This is a genomic window from Paraburkholderia sp. SIMBA_053 (assembly GCF_046534895.1).
GTDB lineage: Bacteria > Pseudomonadota > Gammaproteobacteria > Burkholderiales > Burkholderiaceae > Paraburkholderia > Paraburkholderia caledonica.
Genome location: NZ_JAWRXU010000102.1, coordinates 1 through 465 on the forward strand (window position 1 = coordinate 1; position 465 = coordinate 465).

At 62.6% G+C, this 465-nt stretch carries 1 pseudogene; it reads left to right on the plus strand.

From position 1 onward, the window contains the following. Positions 1-465, plus strand: a pseudogene (locus SB753_RS34755) (adhesin); the annotation flags it as partial.

A 465-nucleotide genomic window follows, 5' to 3' on the forward strand; every position in this document is an offset into this window, starting at 1 on the left:
CAGGCTTCACGCCGGTCGGCGGCACGGCGATCGCAGCAGCGACGGCCGCTGGTGGTGAAGTGTCGGTGGGCAAGGCAGGTGCAGAACGCCGCATCACGAACGTCGCAGCAGGTCTGAACGCGACCGATGCAGTCAACGTGAGCCAGTTGCAGTCGGAAGACGCAAAGGTCAACAACGTCTCGAACAACGTTTCGAACGTCGCGAACAACCTGGCGAACACCAACAACAACGTCGCGAACCTGAGCGGCAACGTCACCAACATCAACAACACGGTGAACAACATCGTGAACGGTGGCGGCATCAAGTACTTCCACGCCAACTCCACGCTGGCGGATTCGTCGGCAACGGGCACGGATGCAGTGGCGATCGGCGGCAACGCACAGGCGACGACGGCGAACTCGGTAGCACTGGGCTCGAACTCGGTGGCGAACTCGGCCACGCTGACGACGGCAGGCTTCACGCCGG